Source organism: Peribacillus sp. Aquil_B1, from assembly GCF_022603275.1.
Taxonomy (GTDB): domain Bacteria; phylum Bacillota; class Bacilli; order Bacillales; family DSM-1321; genus Peribacillus.
On record NZ_JAKXEE010000002.1, the window covers coordinates 346,719 to 363,246 of the forward strand.

Annotated in this window: 13 protein-coding genes; 6 read left to right on the plus strand and 7 right to left on the minus strand. The window is 40.7% G+C overall.

The window, feature by feature from the left end:
- Window positions 1-613 precede the first annotated feature (613 nt).
- Complete coding sequence (locus MPH60_RS15385) at window positions 614-1,807, plus strand: FtsW/RodA/SpoVE family cell cycle protein (protein WP_241590489.1); 1,194 nt, start codon at window positions 614-616, stop codon at window positions 1,805-1,807.
- Window positions 1,808-1,918: 111 nt separating this feature from the next.
- Here MPH60_RS15385 and nhaC read toward each other — a convergent pair whose 3' ends face one another.
- Both nhaC and MPH60_RS15395 read right to left on the minus strand, forming a co-directional pair.
- Window positions 1,919-3,298, minus strand: coding sequence for a Na+/H+ antiporter NhaC (nhaC, locus tag MPH60_RS15390; protein ID WP_241590490.1), 1,380 nt, complete (start codon window positions 3,296-3,298; stop codon window positions 1,919-1,921).
- A gap of 1,557 nt (window positions 3,299-4,855) precedes the next feature.
- Window positions 4,856-6,430, minus strand: a complete 1,575-nt coding sequence (locus MPH60_RS15395; RefSeq protein WP_241590491.1) for a peptide chain release factor 3 — start codon at window positions 6,428-6,430, stop codon at window positions 4,856-4,858.
- 888 nt (window positions 6,431-7,318) lie between these two features.
- Here MPH60_RS15395 and MPH60_RS15400 point away from each other — a divergent pair.
- The gene (locus MPH60_RS15400; RefSeq protein ID WP_061462203.1) at window positions 7,319-7,522 is read left to right on the plus strand and encodes a cold-shock protein; all 204 of its coding nucleotides are present in this window, start codon (window positions 7,319-7,321) and stop codon (window positions 7,520-7,522) included.
- Between the two features lie 99 nt (window positions 7,523-7,621).
- On the opposite strand, the gene MPH60_RS15405 is transcribed toward MPH60_RS15400, so the two are convergent.
- The 3 genes from MPH60_RS15405 to MPH60_RS15415 are packed head-to-tail and all read right to left on the minus strand — an operon-like array spanning window position 7,622 to window position 10,843.
- Window positions 7,622-9,589: a DUF6449 domain-containing protein gene (locus MPH60_RS15405; RefSeq protein ID WP_241590492.1), complete on the minus strand. Its 1,968-nt coding sequence runs from the start codon at window positions 9,587-9,589 to the stop codon at window positions 7,622-7,624.
- Window positions 9,564-10,463 (minus strand): ABC transporter ATP-binding protein, encoded by a 900-nt coding sequence (locus MPH60_RS15410; protein WP_137018926.1) that lies wholly within the window; start codon window positions 10,461-10,463, stop codon window positions 9,564-9,566. The genes MPH60_RS15405 and MPH60_RS15410 overlap by 26 nt, the downstream gene beginning before the upstream one ends.
- The gene (locus MPH60_RS15415; protein WP_241590493.1) at window positions 10,460-10,843 is read right to left on the minus strand and encodes a GntR family transcriptional regulator; all 384 of its coding nucleotides are present in this window, start codon (window positions 10,841-10,843) and stop codon (window positions 10,460-10,462) included. Before MPH60_RS15415 ends, MPH60_RS15410 begins: the two co-directional genes overlap by 4 nt.
- A 191-nt stretch (window positions 10,844-11,034) precedes the next feature.
- Between MPH60_RS15415 and MPH60_RS15420 the strand changes: the two genes are divergently transcribed.
- Window positions 11,035-11,451 carry an organic hydroperoxide resistance protein gene (locus tag MPH60_RS15420; protein WP_272492812.1) on the plus strand — a complete coding sequence of 139 codons (417 nt, stop codon included), beginning with the start codon at window positions 11,035-11,037 and terminating at the stop codon, window positions 11,449-11,451.
- Window positions 11,452-11,504: 53 nt separating this feature from the next.
- On the opposite strand, the gene MPH60_RS15425 is transcribed toward MPH60_RS15420, so the two are convergent.
- Window positions 11,505-12,821, minus strand: coding sequence for an MFS transporter (locus MPH60_RS15425; protein WP_241590495.1), 1,317 nt, complete (start codon window positions 12,819-12,821; stop codon window positions 11,505-11,507).
- 207 nt (window positions 12,822-13,028) lie between these two features.
- Between MPH60_RS15425 and MPH60_RS15430 the strand changes: the two genes are divergently transcribed.
- Window positions 13,029-13,853, plus strand: coding sequence for a glycerophosphodiester phosphodiesterase (locus MPH60_RS15430; protein WP_241615847.1), 825 nt, complete (start codon window positions 13,029-13,031; stop codon window positions 13,851-13,853).
- 719 nt (window positions 13,854-14,572) lie between these two features.
- Here the strand turns inward: MPH60_RS15430 and MPH60_RS15435 are convergent.
- On the minus strand, window positions 14,573-15,037 hold the full coding sequence (locus tag MPH60_RS15435; protein ID WP_241590497.1) for a hypothetical protein: 465 nt from the start codon (window positions 15,035-15,037) through the stop codon (window positions 14,573-14,575).
- Window positions 15,038-15,335: 298 nt separating this feature from the next.
- Here MPH60_RS15435 and MPH60_RS15440 point away from each other — a divergent pair, with 298 nt between their 5' ends.
- The gene (locus MPH60_RS15440) at window positions 15,336-15,623 is read left to right on the plus strand and encodes a hypothetical protein (RefSeq protein WP_241590498.1); all 288 of its coding nucleotides are present in this window, start codon (window positions 15,336-15,338) and stop codon (window positions 15,621-15,623) included.
- Between the two features lie 28 nt (window positions 15,624-15,651).
- The gene (gene yidC, locus MPH60_RS15445; protein WP_241590499.1) at window positions 15,652-16,437 is read left to right on the plus strand and encodes a membrane protein insertase YidC; all 786 of its coding nucleotides are present in this window, start codon (window positions 15,652-15,654) and stop codon (window positions 16,435-16,437) included.
- Window positions 16,438-16,528: the final 91 nt, after the last annotated feature.

Below are 16,528 nucleotides of genomic sequence, written 5' to 3' on the forward strand. Positions count from 1 at the left end.
TACTCCCCTAGCTTTACCTTATTTTTATTGGTACTTCCTATCATTTGTATGCTTTTAATAAATGCCTTTCCAAATTCACTAAACGTACGAGGTTTTTCGCGTCAACCCTCTTTATATAATGCCAGAGACGCAACAGCCTGTATAATATAATCGATTGGAACCAAGTTCACAACCGGATTCCACTCTTCATAAAATCCCTGCCCGATTCTGTGCCACATAACCGGTGCTAAAATAAGTATACCTCTTAAGATGAGTTACTCTAACAAATTCGTTTACAGTATCCACTGCATCACATCAAGTTTTGCCACACATAACCTTAAATAGTAATCTTCCAGACATAACAGTACCACCAAATGGAATATATAGTAAATTTTTTTCCGTTATTAAAAGGAGTATTCACGTTTGCTATCGAAGGTAATGTATAGGAATTCGAATTCGGCTATAAGCAAAACGGAAATCCGGCCGACAAGTTTCTCGGATTTAGTGTTTAATATTGGTTTATGGAGGATAAATTCATATTATCGAATAAAAATTATTATCTATATAACCGATTTTCCGTTACTATATAAGAAGGCGATTTTTTCGCGCATACATATTTGAGGTGAGCGCACAAGTGAAAAGAATAATTAAAGCATACGACTTCCCTATTTTCATCGCTGTCGTATTACTCTGTTTGTTTGGTTTAGTCATGATTTACAGTTCGAGCATGATTACTGCTGTCGCTCGATACGGCTGGCCTATGGATTTCTTCTTTGAGAAACAAAAAACGGCCTTTCTCATTTCATTCGTGGCAATGATCGTCACGATGATTCTTCCTTATAAGATGTACAAAAACAAAATGTTCTTGATGTCTATGATGTTTGGAATGGCCGGTATCCTTTTGTTGCTATTCATCTTTGGCCATACAGCAGGAAATGCCACAAGCTGGTTCAAATTAGGGACAAAATCAATCCAACCCGCTGAATTTTCCAAGTTAGCCATGATCATTTATCTGGCAGCCATTTACGGAAAAAGGCAGGATCGAATCAATAGTATTGATAAAGCCGTCATCCCGCCGATTTTCTTTCTCGTATTCATCTGCTTTTTAATTGGAATACAGCCTGACTATGGAACGGCAGCGGTCATTTTCCTGATTTCAAGTACCATGATCATTTCATCCGGGATGTCTTTTAAGAGTATATTCAAACTCTCTTTGATTACTGCGATTTTCGTTGCCATATTTGCACTAGGAGTAATCGTGACAGGAAATTTCTCATCCGTTCTTTCTGAAAATAAGATGTCTCGTTTTACTGGGTTCGCAGACCCCTTCGGTACGGCAGGAGAAAGCGGATATCAACTCGTAAATTCATTATTCGCGATAGGATCCGGCGGCCTTACTGGAGTGGGTCTTGGTGACAGTGTACAAAAATACGGGTACCTGCCTGAATCACATACTGATTTCATCATGTCTGTCATTGCAGAAGAGCTCGGGATATTCGGAGTGGGGTTCGTTCTATTGACACTAGGTTTTATCGTTTTGAGGGGATATGTACTTTCAGCAAAATGCAAGGATCCGTTTGGAAGCCTTTTATTGATCGGCATCTCATCCATGATCGGCATTCAAGTCTGCATCAACGTTGGCGGAGTGACTGGACTTATCCCTATTACAGGAATCACCCTTCCATTCATCAGTTATGGAGGATCTTCCTTACTGCTGCTCATGCTTTCAATGGGCATATACCAAAATGTCGTTATGCGTATGAACTTGCTTGAACAGAAAGAAAAGGTCGTGTCGATCCCAAAAGATGAGATTGCGTCTTCAAAATAATCAAGCAATGCCCAGTGACATTTCTGTTCATGTCACTGGATTCCCTTCTCTGTAAGGTTATAGAAGTTCCCATAAAAAAACAGGCAGTCGAGACCCGACCGCCTGTTTTTTTCATTTATAATGGATACCGATTTTCGTAAAGCCAGAAATCAGACTAAGCAAAGGACAAAGCAGGCAAAAGAATGCAAATGGGGCATATTCAAGGGTTGATACACCCAAAACCTGTGTCAGGAATACACCGCAGACACCCCAAGGAACCAAAGGATTCACAACTGTTCCCGCATCTTCCAGTACCCTCGCAAGCGTTTTGGGCTGCAAGCCTAAATCTTCATATTTCTGCTGAAAGGCTTTCCCAGGCAGTATAACTGACAAATACTGTTCACCCACCAGGAAATTCACGCTGATTCCTGCAAATACAGTAGCGGAAATCACTTTTGCTACACTCGTCAATGAATCCTGGACCGCTTTTAAAATAGAAGGGATGACTCCCAATTCGAACAATAGTCCGCCCATGGCCAATGCCAACAACACCATCGAAACGGAGAACATCATACTTTCAATGCCGCCCCGTGATAAGATTGAGTCAAGTTGATCCATTCCGCTCTTAAGTACAAATCCGCCGTATAAAATATCTGCCAGTTTTGCAACCGTCAAATTAGGCGTTTGAATGAAAGCGATGATGGCTGCCGAAATGATTCCTGCCGACAATGTCGGTATGGCTGACACCTTTTTCAAAGCCATGATTAGAACGATGACAAACGGAATCAAACTCCATATGCTTATATTCGTTTCCATTTCCAGGGCTTTGGTCATCGCTTCGATTTCCTCAACACGAGCCACTTTGACATTCGGTGAAAGGAAGTAAAAGAGGATAAGTGATATTAAAAAACCTGGAATCGTAGTCCAAAGCATATTATTTATATGTTCAAATAATGGTGCTCCAACCGTTCCCGATGCAAGGTTGGTCGAGTCGGATAATGGAGACATTTTATCCCCAAGAAATGCACCGGAAATGATTGCACCGGCTGTAATTGCCAACGATAAATCCATCGCCGCCGCCATACCTATTAAAGCAACGCCTATTGTGGCTGATGTTGTAAGTGAACTCCCGATACAGAGCCCAATTAGCGAACACACCAGAAATGTGATCGCATAGAAATATTCACCAGAAATCCAATCAAACCCATAGTACATGATGGTAGGGATCGTCCCGCTTGCCATCCAGATGGAAATCAGCATTCCTATGAAAAAGAAAATATAAATGGCTCCCATACCAGTACCTGCACCTTTGACTATAGCCGCCTCCATAATTGAAAATGGCAGCTTCTTGATCTTCCCATAAACAAATAAGAAAAGGATTGCCGCTATTATTGGAATATGGGGGGCAAGTCCATAATGTATGATACCAGTTGCAATGATTAAGAATAGAATGGCCAAAACCCCAATTGCTTCAAGTAAGGAGAGTTTTAGCTTTGCATCTTCAAGACGCATGATGTTTTTCCCCGCTTTCAATGTTGTATATTCTCTGAGGTAAGGCTAGGACCTTTCACCCCTCACAATTACTGAAACGCTTTTAAGCACTAAAGTACTAGCTAAATATATAGGAGTTTCAGGAGATTGTCAAAGGAATATTTTAGTATACTACGATTTTATCAGTGATACTTCTCTCCACTGATACAACGCAAACCTTTACCTGGCTCCTTCCGATAGATATATGTTCAATTCATTCCATCAAAATGACGTTTATGTGATTCGATAATTATTGAGCTAATTGCAATGCCTTGGTTGTCTCATTGATCTTTACCAAATAATGAAACAGTTTTTCTCATAAGAATCGATCAGGACTATGTAGCCAGTTTTTCGGAAAAAGGGCAGAGCTTTTTCTATGACTGAAGAAATTACCTCCCATTCCCTGTATGTATGGACACCCGAAAGGTAAGCGATAGTTATAGCCCTATTAAATTATGGTTAAAAAAATTCTCCAGACAAAAAAAGCCCGTGTTTTATACACCGGCTTCATTTTTTAGACAAACTAAAATTTAAAACTAAGCTGATTGGAACGGAAGGTGCGAGGCTCCTGCGAGAAAAACGCGTCCAAGGGAGACCCCACAGACGCAATAGCGTCGAGGAGGCTCCCGGACCGCCCGCGGAAAGCGAGTGCCTGTAGTGGAAATCAATGTTCGAGTTTTTGCACACCAAAAAAAACTGTAGACAAAAGGGGTTCTTTCTAAATTTAAGACTAAGCTGATTGGAACGGAAGGTGCGAGACTCCTGCGGGGAAAACGCGTCCAAGGGAGACCCTACAGATGCAAAAGCGTCGAGGAGGCTCCCGGACCGCCCGCGGAAAGCGAGTGCCTGTAGTGGAAATCAATGTTCGAGTTTTTGCACACCAAAAAACTGTAGACAAAAAGGGTTCTTTCTAAATTTAAGACTAAGCTGATTGGAACGGAAGGTGCGAGACTCCTGCGGGGAAAACGCGTCCAAGGGAGACCCAACAGACGCAAAGCGTCGAGGAGGCTCCCGGACCGCCCGCGGAAAGCGAGTGCCTGTAGTAGATATCAATGTTCGAGTTTTTGCACACCAAAAAAAACTGTAGACAAAAGGGGTTCTTTCTAAAATTTAAGACTAAGCTGATTGGAACGGAAGGTGCGAGACTCCTGCGGGAAAAACGCGTCCAAGGGAGACCCCACAGGCGCAAAGCGTCGAGGAGGCTCCCGGACCGCCCGCGGAAAGCGAGTGCCTGTAGTGGAAATCAATGTTCGAGTTTTTGCACACCAAAAAAAACTGTAGACAAAAGGGGTTCTTTCTAAAAATTAAGACTAAAGCTGATTGGAACGGAAGGTGCGAGACTCCTGCGGGAAAAACGCGTCCAAGGGAGACCCCACAGACGCAAAGCGTCGAGGAGGCTCCCGGACCGCCCGCGGAAAGCGAGTGCCTGTAGTGGAAATCAATGTTCGAGTTTTTGCACACAAAAAAAACTGTAGACAAACTTGATTTTCATCGAGTTTGTCTACAGTCTAAAGCCCGTATATAACATGGGTTCCTCTATTATTTCAAATCCATTGGATTATATAATTCCACATCTGGATTTTTATCTTGGAACCAACGAAGTGCAAACTCATTTTCAAATAAGAATGCATATTTATCAAACCGGTCTTTAACAAGGATGCTTCTTGAGCTATGAAGATTTTCATCAAGCTTTTCATCTTCAGCCCAGCGTGTAATCTTGCTGCCCATGCGCTCCATCACGACTTCAACATTGTACTCGTTCCTCATTCGATGCTCGAATACTTCGAATTGAAGTTGCCCAACCGCACCAAGCAGATATTCTTCCATCCGAACCGTTTTGAAGAGCTGAATTGCCCCTTCTTGTACAAGTTGGTTAATTCCTTTATGGAAATGTTTCTGTTTCATGACGTTTTTCGCTGTTACCCTCATGAATAGTTCCGGTGTAAACTGAGGCAGCCTTTCATACTGAAACATGTCTTTGCTTGTTGTAATCGTATCGCCAATTTGGTAGTTACCGGTATCATATAAACCGATGATATCTCCGCTTACCGCTTCATTTACGGTGTTCCGATCATCAGCCATGAATTGAGTAGAAGAAGAAAGGTTGATTGGTTTTCCTGTCCTGCTCAGGTTGACGCTCATCCCACGTTCGAATTTCCCGGAGCAAATTCGAAGGAAAGCGATCCGGTCACGGTGTTTTGGGTTCATATTCGCTTGGATCTTGAAAATGAAACCAGAAAAATCATTACTGACAGGGTCCATTTCACCTGACGTTGTCATCCGCGCTTGTGGAGCTGGTGCAAATTGCAGATAAGCATCCAAAAACGTCTGTACACCGAACGTAGTTAAAGCACTCCCGAAAAATACGGGACTAAGTTTTCCATTCGCAATGTTTTCTTCAGAGAATTGGTTACCCGCTTCTGTCAACAGCATGATTTCTTCCAAAGTTTGCTCATATAACTGGGAATCCTTAAGTTTATGATCCACTTCGAGTTCACCTTCGTCATTCAATGGAAGGAAACGCTCTTCCCCTTCCGTTTTGAACTGTTCAATCCGATTATTGAACCTGTCGTAAATGCCCACGAAGTCTTTTCCCATCCCAATCGGCCAGTTCATTGGATATGTTTCTATACCTAAAACCTCTTCGAGTTCGGCAAGCAATTCTAGCGGCGTTTTACCTTGTCGGTCCATTTTATTGATAAAAGTGAAAATCGGGATACCCCTCATCCGGCATACTTTGAATAATTTAACCGTCTGATCCTCGATACCTTTTGCCGAGTCGATGATCATCACGGCGCTATCAACAGCCATCAGTGTACGATATGTGTCTTCACTGAAATCTTGGTGGCCTGGTGTATCGAGAATATTGACACGGAAATCATCATAATCGAATTGCATGACTGAAGATGTAACGGAAATTCCCCGTTGCTTTTCAATCTCCATCCAGTCACTTGTTGCATACTTCCCTGTTTTTCTGGCTTTAACTGTTCCGGCATCACGAATCGCGCCGCCAAACAGCAATAATTTTTCTGTCAAAGTCGTTTTCCCGGCATCCGGGTGAGAGATGATTGCGAAGGTCCGTCGGGATTGAACCTCGTCTTTTAATGTAGTCATAAAATGTTCCTTTCATTATTGGAGTCATCACTAAAAAAATTTATTGGGGGTTCATTTGTATTTTTCACATTGGAATGGCAACCTTTCTTTGTATGCAAAAATCCTGATCATACACAATATATGTAAGAAGAAATATATCATAAGGCTTAAACCTTGGCTACTCTGCATTCATTTCAATCAACCTTTCTATTTTAACACGATATGAAGGAAAGATGTAGAGGTGAATGAATCACCATTAGGGGATTTGTTCAGATGGCAAAACAAAAGACGCTTAATCAGCGCCCCTTATCTTAATCCATATGGTTACCGTTCATTTATTCATGATTTAACTTATTTACCTTGCAGGTTTAATCGCTTTTTGATTCCGCTTGTTCTTCCAGCGTTTTTTTACTTCCTTGAATATGATTGGAGCAGCAAAAATGAGGGCCCTTTTTAATAATTTCTTCATTTTTCATCAGTCCTTTCTTTCTTTTCCTATACCCGATTATTTTCGTGAAAAACTTTAATGCCAAATTGTTTTCCTAATCTCAACCATAAAGGCTTTTCCTATTGGCCCCTTCAAATTTCAATCAAGGAGACTCCGTGTAAGACAATACAGTTATGCTTCCCCGTGTAAAACCTGTCTAATATTATTTCCCCAAAATGGGAATGTATAAATTAATTCCATTTGTTTTATCCTTTATAAAGGTGGGTATATACTAAAAAACTGGAAATTGCCCCAAAAGGTTAGCGGGTTAATTTCCCCTGAAGGCTTTCACATATTATCAAGCATCTTCGTATGATAATTTTAACTTGAATGAGGGTGCTGGATAATGTGTGAAATTGATTTTCCATTACGGGAAAATCATCACCATTAATATTTTTTAACTTTTTAGGAGGATTCATCGAATGACAGTAACAGGTAAAGTGAAATGGTTCAATAGTGACAAAGGATTTGGATTTATCGAAGTACCAAACGAAGACGATGTTTTCGTACATTTTTCCGCCATTCAAGGAGAAGGTTTCAAGAGCCTTGATGAAGGTCAAGAGGTTGAATTTGAAATCGAAGAAGGAAACCGCGGACCTCAAGCTAAAAACGTCGTAAAACTCTAAAGCATAGATACACAAACATATTGATAGGCAATGGAAAAAAGGATGCCGCCCAGATTGGGCGGCATCCTTTCCTTTATATCTACAAGCGGCATATTCACGCTATCTTTCATTAAAATGATCTAAAATGAAGCCGGGAACATGTTCGCCAGAAAAACTCTTGATGTCTACATCTCTGCTTTCTTTATAATAAAAGGCAGCTGAATACTCCCCGCCCCAATCGATTTGGGCATTATCAATCGCGGTCTCGATTTCCGAAGCGGTCTTAATTTTCAAGCGGTTTGGCTGTTGTTCAATCTGCTGTGCGATTTCACTTTCTGAATACGAATGATAAACTTTCGAATCGGTCTTCGCAACCAGGATATAAGAGACATCATCAGCCATTAACCTTGCTTTTTCCGATTGTCCGGTACTTTCCATCCATTTTGAAAACTGAGTAGATGAAGAGTCCCAATTCATATAAATGGTTTTGTCATTATGCAAGAGAATGTCGATGGAGGCATAATCACCAAAAGAAGATGTCATTTGGTCGAACGATTGATTATTCAGATCCTCCGACAATGCCTTTACGGCTGCTTCCAGCTGTTGACCGTCCGTGATTGTTATTGATTTGTCCACTTGTCCGCTCGCCGTTATCTTGATTTTAGTTACGTCTTCAGCAGAAACATTCAATAACTCATGAACCATTTTTTTATATTCATTCGACTCATAAATTTTCGCCAATAGCGGCTTGTATGAGTCGTAGTTTTGCAAATGATACTCCCTTGCCAACCGGTTTCCATTCTTGAGTTCATACATCAGGAATACGGATTGTCCATCATTCAATTCACCTATGGAAACCTTTTTACCCTTATCGATAATTTCCTGATGCAATAACCGTATAGCTTCTATATTTTCCTTCTCTTTAAGATAATTGGAAGCGTTATCCGATGTGTCGCCATCTTCATTAAATAAAGGAGAATTGCCAATATAAATTTGGCTAATCATCTTTTCATCAGGAATTTTGGCCTTATACTGAAGGGGATCTATTTTTATAATGAGTGCCAGCACAACGATAGCCACTATAAATGCTGCATAACCTTTCAGGTTGACCCGTATTCGCCAAGTCTTTTGCAGGACCATTTCCCCTAAATAGTATCCAAGCAAAGAACCGACGGTATACCCGAAGAAAATCCACCCAGGTTGGCCTGTCGTTTCGCTAAAATACAGCCCTGTAAACAGCATCATGCATAATGTCAGGCCGAATTTAAATAATGGCTTAATCTTTGGATAAACAAATGCCTGCGATACATGCTCAAGCTTTCTCCTCTCATAGAGAAAAAGAGAACAAATCAAAAAAAGTAAGGTTAATATACTATAAATTAAAGTATTAATAGAGAAAAAATCTATTTTTTCCATCTCCGTTGCTGCTAATAAGGGGGAGATGCCCTTCATATTGGAGCTTAGATAATAATCTGCAGAAAATCCTGCGATCAAAAACTTCACATTGGCTGCAAACAATACAAACAGCCCCACCGGTAAAGCAAGAAAAATATAGGTCAGCAGTCCTTGAAAGGCTGATAATCCCGTCACCATTCCAATTAAAACGGCAACAGAAAAGATCAAAGCTTCCAAAATAAAGGTATTCCCCATCCAAGACCATATATCAGGCATGGTATATAGCGTTTCTATATCAATGGCCGAGTGGAATAATATCAAAATTAAACCCGTAAATAATATCGGCAAACCCAAAAAGCCAATTCCCGTCCCAATCATATGAATGTAGATACTGCGTCTAGTAATCGGTAAACTATGAATAAAGTCAGAGGCTTGTTTCATTTGTAAAAACCGAAAAAGGAAGATGGCAAGTAATACCGGAATAACGATGACCAAGACAAACTGTATCATCTGCTGACAGGAAAAAAGGTTTTCGAATTCCACATATTCATTATTCTCATTCAAGATAATCGCTAACATTTCCAAAGGCAGCGCAAATATGAGGCCGACGAGATACAGGAAACCAATCCAGCCAGTGCTTCTGAAAATATAGATAATCAATTCCCTATTAAACCAGGTTATTCTGGATGACATAACCGATATCCCCCATTTCATAAATGAATATCTCCTCTAGAGTAAGGGGGAGAATATCTAATATTTCTGGCTGAAACTGATTAAAGTGCGATTTAATCATGGATTCTTTACCTTTAACGATGCAAACGATCACGCTGCCGCGTCTTTCCTTGTTTAGAATTTGAATTCCGCGGTATAAACCGTGGGGAATTTTATGTTTAAAGGCGATTTGCACTTTGTGTACATCCGCTTTTAAGTCATTCAAATCCTTTTGGATCACAAGCTCACCTCCATGTAAAATCCCTACATGATCGGCTAAATCTTCAATTTCCCGGAGATTATGGGACGAAAGCAAAATCGTCATATCCCTTTCCGATACATCCTGAATCAACAACTGCCTCACATTTTTACGCATGACCGGATCTAACCCATCAAACGGTTCATCCAGGATGAGAACTTCCGGCATCGTCGAGAGTGCAAGCCAAAAAGCAACCTGTCTTTGCATCCCCTTCGATAGTTTATGTATTTTATTTTGGACGGGTATCGGAAATACTTCCTGTAATTGATAGAAACGTTCTTGATTCCATTCACTATAAATATGGCTATAAAAACCTGCCATTTGCATGATCGTATAGTTAGCCAGGAAATAAGGCGTATCAGGAAGGAAGAAACAACGATTTTTCACTTCACGGTTTTCAAACACATATGATCGATCAATAAGAACTTCTCCTGCATCCTGAATCAGATTGCCTGAAAGCATTTTTAATAAAGTCGTTTTCCCCGCTCCATTTGAACCTAATAACCCGAATATGGAGCCTTTTTGTATGACCAAGGTGACGTTTTTGATCGCTTCTTTTCCTTCATATAATTTACTCACCTGTTTTATTTCAATCATGAATCTCCCCCCTTTGCCAATGGACCGATTTCCTTTATCAATCTATAAATTTCATGTTTATCGATTCCGATATAAAGAGCTTCAGCAAGTACCCTTGAAAGCTCGTTTCTGATCTTTTCTTCTTTTAATGAATTTTTCAAGGATTTAGGAGGAGCCACGAAATTCCCTTTGCCTGGTAATGTATATATAAACCCGTCAGATTCAAGCTGCTTGTACGCTTTCTGGATCGTATTTGGATTGATGGTCAATTCCTGAGCCAATATTCGTATTGATGGGAGCTGATTATGTTCCTGTAAAACTTCATTGATCATTAGTTCCTTTAACTTATCCATCAATTGCTCATAGATCGGCTTTCCATTTTGAACATCCAACTCAAACATCATAAACCCTCCTTGCAAATGGGTGTATTACATCTCCTAATACAGTACATTATAAAACAATATCTTCCAATTTAAAACCAATTTAAATCCATTTTCACACATTACTCTCCATAAACTCGCTTTCATTTTGTTTAACAAGGCATACAGGAGGGAACTAATGATAGTAAGAATAAACAAAGGAGTTGTTTTCATTGAAACCATTATATACAGCTGCAGTTACCGTACATGGCGGTCGTGAGGGACATGTTAAATCAGAGGACGGGATTCTGGACTTCGATGTGAGATCACCTAAGGAATTAGGAGGTTCCGGTGAGCGCGCCACAAACCCTGAACAATTATTCGCAGCCGGTTACGCGGCTTGCTTTGACAGTGCCTTGAATCTTGTTCTGCAAAAAGAAAAGAAAAAAGTCGATACTTCCGTGACGGCAAATGTCACGATCGGTAAAGATGAGGAAGACGGCGGCTTTAAATTGGCTGTAAGATTGGATGTTTCCATTCCCGACCTAAGCAGGGAAGAAGCTGAAGACTTCACCAAAAAAGCACATATGACCTGCCCCTATTCAAAAGCTACTCGCGGGAACGTCGATGTCACCTTGATTTTGGTATAAGATTATACAAGGGAATGGATACGGCATTAAGGCCGGCTCCATTCCTTTTTTTCTTAGTTCACTTCTTCCAATCCCTTCATTTTTAAAAGAAACCCCAGACCTATTACCGCCATGATAATCAATGATCCCAATGCCATCCTGCTCGCCAATGTACCGAGGTCATGGAATACCAACGTTATCGTTCCATATAAAAGCGGACCGATTATGGAAGAAACTTTTCCTGAGAAGGCAAATAGTCCAAAAAATTGCCCCCTCTTCTCATCCGGGGTCAATTCAATGATATATGTCCGTGATGTCACCCACATCGAACCTAGCGAAATGCCGAACATACTCCCTGCAACCCAGAACCATAGAGCGGTTTGTGCAAAGACCGCTATAAATAAAGCAACCAAAAGCAGAACTCCCACATATGTCACAGCTAGCCGCGGCCCCTTCGACTGCGTGATGTATCCAAACAGAAACGATCCGGCAATACTCGATACTGTCGAAACCAAGTAAAGCAAAATGAATCCGCTTGAGGAAAATCCAACAACAGTCTTGGCATATACGGCCATCATGCCGATAGTGGTCGCAATCGCATCATTTAAAAAGAAATAAGCAATCATGAATGTAAAAACCGATCGATAGGATTGCATCTCTTTAAAAGTGGATTTAATTTCCTTATAACCGGATAAAAAAGGTTGTTTCGCTTTTTGCTGTTTTGGAGACTCTTTTAAAAAAAAGAACAATGGAAGGGAAAAAACCAAAAATAAAATGGCCGTGGGAATAAAGGCTTCATGTGAACTCCCTTTACTTATGAATGGATAGATTGACAGGCCCACTAACGTTCCAAGGTAGCCTACCGCCACACCAAACCCTGATATAAGCGGCAATTGCTGTTTCGTGCCTAAATCACTCATCATCGTATCATAGAAAACAAGACTCGAATGATAGAAAAACTTTGCTATCACAAATAAAAGAATGACGATTGCTAAGGAAATTGGAATGCCTAGCAGCTTCCCATCGAACTTCGCCCCTCCAAATACCCCCATTAAAAATGTACATACAACAGAAATGAGTGTGAAAATCATAATGTATTTTTTCATTTTTCCCGTTCGATCGATCATGACTCCGAACAGCGGGGAAAACAAAACCAGAAACAAACTGGCAATCGCATTTGCGTAGGAGATGAAGGTACTGGCAATCTGATCAAGTACGGCATTTTCCCCAATCTGTTCCTGAAGGAAGAATGGAAAGAAAATCGTATTGATATTAGAAGAAAAAATCGTATTGGCAAAATCGTAAAAAGCCCAAGAGAGAATGGGCAGGGAAAAATATAAACCAAAATTCCCCCTCCATTTTTTAGACTTCGGTTTCACCTGCAATTCCATCTGCTTTCCCCCCTTATTGATACTTAAATTATATGTATTCCATACCTTTCCAATAAATCCTTTAAGTCGGGATTATAACATTGTGTAAAACATGATTTTTCCCTGGCAAACATGTAAAATTGTGAAAGGAGGCTATCCTGAGAACTTCTTTATATTCTTTTTAAAAATATTTAAGAATTTTAATTAATGTGCCTAATAGGAGTGTGAATGATGATTGAATACTTTCTTATTATCTTGGTAACCATACTTGTCCTGTTCGCCATCTATGCTAATCGAACAAAGGGTGTTTTCCCTGAGGACTTCAAAATGCAGCATTCCCCTCTTAAAATTGGACATCGCGGTGCATCTGGATATTGCCCCGAGAATACAATGGCATCTTATAATAAAGCGATTGAATTGGGAGCTGATTTCCTGGAAGTGGATATCCATCTCAGTAAAGATGATGTACTTGTGGTTCATCATGACCCAACTCTGGATCGAACCACGAACGGCAAAGGGAACATCCGTGATTACACGGCTGCCGAATTAAAGGAACTGGATGCAGGAAGCTGGTATCATTCCCGTTATAAAAACGAAAGGATTCCTTTACTAAGTGAGGTATTGGAGAATTTCGGGTCTAAAGTCGGAATCTTAATCGAATTAAAACATCCATCTGCTTATCCCGGCATTGAACAGAAACTTGCAGAGGAATTAGGAAAATTCCAGGAATATTCAACAAGTGAAAATAAGATAATGGTTCATTCGTTCGATATGGAATCCATGAAAAGGTTTCATCAATTAATGCCGGGCATACAAGTGGGCGTTTTGATAAAACGGCGAATTACTGACCAAAAATTAAAGGAGATTTCCGAGTTTGCATCATTTTTGAATCCAAAGCAAACGATTTTGAGTACGAAGCTGCAAATGCGAATCCAAAAGCACGGGATGAAAGTATATACATGGACCGTCAACAATAAAAAACAAATCCGCATGTTCAAAAAGATGCAGTTAGATGGGATCATTTCTGATTTTCCTGATTATTTTTTTGATTAATCTTTGAAGGAATTTGCCTTCTTTAATAACGTTACACTTGATTTCAGAAATCCGCTCCCTTTCCGCCGACTGACTGCCAAGCCGCATCAAAGCTAGCGGCTGTGGGGGTCTCGGTTAGCCAGCTATTCAGCAGGAGTCTCGTAAATTTCCTCAATCTAATAAGGGTTACAGTTAAAAAACATTAAGGATAATCTAGTCTCGTTTTATAATCATGGTTCGGGGTGACCATTCCGAACCTCCTCCTTAAAAAACTTCCACGTTGCTTTCAGCCAGAGTTCTTTTTTGGGGCCGTTCTCCGTTTTATTCGACCCACACTGCTCTTTATTCGACCGCTCTCCGTTTTATTCGACCCACATCGCACTTTATTCGAACGTTCACCACTTTTTTCGACCGCTCACGCATCCTATTCGACCCACACCACACTTTATTCGACCGTTCACGCATTCTATTCGACCCACACCACACTTTATTCCACCGTTCACGCATTCTATTCGACCCACACCGCTCTTTATTCGACCGCTCACGCATTTTATTCGACCGTTCTCCGTTTTATTCGACCGTTCACGCATTCTATTCGACCCACACCGCTCTTTATTCGACCGTTCACGCATTCTATTCGACCCACACCGCTCTTTATTTGACCCACACTCAATTAGTTCAACTACACCGTAATTTTTCGCCCCTTTTGTCCATAACTGAACAATTCGCTAATGCGAATTTTAATAACAATGAAAGAATTGTATCTCATGCGCGTCCGTTCCATAATAGGCCCATCGCTGTTGACTTCGTCGCCATCGATAACCTGCCACGGCATTGTAGCCAACATATGTGGGGTAAAACCAAAATGAGCGGCCATTTTTAAGCCAAACATACGTATGTTTGTATAAACACCCTTTCATTGAACCAGTGTCCATTGCCTTAGACATTCCATCGTGAAGTTGTGGAGTGAATATTGGCGGAGCTATATGAGGCGGGCCTCCTCCGTGCGGCGGCCGTGGCGGCGGCTGCTTCCCGTAGGACGGGCCAGGAGGGCCAGGAGGAGTCCTTACATCCATTATCTGATTTTCAAATGGATATGGAGCTGCCAAGAAATCATTATCCTTGTTTCGGAGATGTGCATTCTGATATATATTTTCGGTACCGTTATGGTGGTTCTGTTGATTGAATGAATTGTATGGTTTCATACTTTTTCACCTCATAATTGAACTTCCTTTATCCGTATGTAGACGAACGACCATATGTGCATCTTCATTCCGAATTACTTGTCTCGACTCTGGGGTTCTACAGAATCTTTAATCGGAAATTTATGCACCAGAAAATATTCCCTGTTTATTTTTTGAAAAAATCCCTATATTTTTTGGCTTTCTTGTACTAGAATTTGATATAGTGTTCTTAATGATTTAAACTTATTCCAGTCCCTAAATCGTTTTTGGGGACCAACCGAACTAAATTTTCTTATCTTAGAAAAAACGAGGGATTCCTATGTGGGAATTATTATTAGAATTCGATTATCAGACCGTTCGCCATGCGGTATGGGCAGGTTACTTACTTACCTTTGTCTTTCCACTGGCTGCGTTTTACTTCTTAAATAAAAAGCAATCACTCTTGAACGACAAATATCAAGCTTCCGTTCATTCAGATAAAAGTAAATCCCCTGTTCAGAAAGGCAGCACTTTTGACTGGCGCGGTGCACAGCGCTTTTTCACATTTATCCGGCAAAAGGATTCACCAGATGATTCCGATGAGCCAAGCCTCCTTCTCGTTGTTTAAACATTAACAATTCGAGGAGGAAATTATATTGAAGAAGAAAAACATGTTACTAATTGCCGTCCTATTTCTGGCAACGACCCTTTTGACGGGTTGTTCAGCAGCAACGAGCGGTCCATTTCATACCGCTTTGGTTAACCCGATGACAAAAATGCTAGAATTCAATGCTGATTTATTTCATGGCAACTATGGTTTAAGCATCATCATGATGACATTTTTGATTCGCCTTGTCTTGCTTCCACTGACTGCCAAGCAATATAAAACACAGCTTAGCATGAAAACGAAGATGAATGGGCTGAAACCGGAAATGACTGCAATCCAGCAGAAAATCAAAGAGACGAAAGATCCAGCTAAACAAAAGGCCCTTCAACAGGAAATGATGCAGCTTTACCAAAAGCATGGAGTCAATCCTTTAAACATGGGCTGTTTGCCGCTCTTAATTCAAATGCCGATTCTAATGGGCTTTTATTATGCGATCCAGGGCTCCCATGAAATTGCGACCCATAGTTTCCTTTGGTACAGCCTTGGTCAGCCGAATATTGCCATGGCGATTATTGCTGGTGTCATTTATTACTTCCAATCGGTCATTTCCATGAGACAAATGCCGGAGGAACAGCAGAAACAAATGAAGATGATGAGCCTGCTCTCACCAGCAATGATTTTATTCATTTCTTTCTCTGCTCCTGCTGCTTTGCCGTTATATTGGTCAATCGGAGGTATATTCATGATTGTTCAGTCCATCGTGCTTCAGCGAATATATAAAAAAGACCATGCCGTTGTTCCGGCTGCAAATGAAACGGTTATGAAAAAAAGCTAATCCACTTGGATTAGCTTTTTTTTCATACAGTGAAATTTTCGCGAGTAATTGCTAGCCTTGATGGAAAGTGGATTTTCAGTGCGACATCCAC

Coding starts and splice junctions, on each gene's coding strand:
- nhaC (WP_241590490.1), bottom strand. CDS start 3,298: ATGCGTCTTGAAGATGCAAAGCTAAAACTCTCCTTACTTGAAGCAATT.
- MPH60_RS15395 (WP_241590491.1), bottom strand. CDS start 6,430: ATGACTACATTAAAAGACGAGGTTCAATCCCGACGGACCTTCGCAATC.
- MPH60_RS15400 (WP_061462203.1), top strand. CDS start 7,319: ATGACAGTAACAGGTAAAGTGAAATGGTTCAATAGTGACAAAGGATTT.
- MPH60_RS15405 (WP_241590492.1), bottom strand. CDS start 9,589: ATGTCATCCAGAATAACCTGGTTTAATAGGGAATTGATTATCTATATT.
- MPH60_RS15410 (WP_137018926.1), bottom strand. CDS start 10,463: ATGATTGAAATAAAACAGGTGAGTAAATTATATGAAGGAAAAGAAGCG.
- MPH60_RS15415 (WP_241590493.1), bottom strand. CDS start 10,843: ATGTTTGAGTTGGATGTTCAAAATGGAAAGCCGATCTATGAGCAATTG.
- MPH60_RS15425 (WP_241590495.1), bottom strand. CDS start 12,821: ATGGAATTGCAGGTGAAACCGAAGTCTAAAAAATGGAGGGGGAATTTT.
- MPH60_RS15430 (WP_241615847.1), top strand. CDS start 13,029: ATGATGATTGAATACTTTCTTATTATCTTGGTAACCATACTTGTCCTG.
- MPH60_RS15435 (WP_241590497.1), bottom strand. CDS start 15,037: ATGAAACCATACAATTCATTCAATCAACAGAACCACCATAACGGTACC.
- MPH60_RS15440 (WP_241590498.1), top strand. CDS start 15,336: ATGTGGGAATTATTATTAGAATTCGATTATCAGACCGTTCGCCATGCG.